At 58.3% G+C, this 276-nt stretch carries 1 protein-coding gene; it reads right to left on the minus strand.

Annotated elements, in window-relative coordinates; all coding sequences use genetic code 11:
* Positions 1 to 276 (minus strand): transporter substrate-binding protein (locus AC3XQU_RS23820; RefSeq protein ID WP_489876604.1); only part of this gene is annotated, 276 nt, incomplete at both ends.

Here is a 276-nt window from a genome sequence, read left to right on the forward strand (position 1 = left end):
GAACGAACGCAGGATTTTGTTGGTGGTGCGCGGGTACACGTAGTCGGTGCCGAGCAGGAAGAAACGCTTGGCGCCGCCTCCTTCTTCGCTCATCAGGTATTCCACTGCCGGGATCGCCTGCTGGTTCGGTGCTGCACCGGTATAGAACACGTTCGGCGACATCTCTTCGCCTTCGTACTGCACCGGGTAGAACAGCAAACCGTTGAGTTCTTCGAACACCGGCAACACCGATTTACGCGACACCGACGTCCAGCAACCGAACACCACGGCGACCTT

The organism is Telluria sp. AZSoR62, from assembly GCF_058111565.1.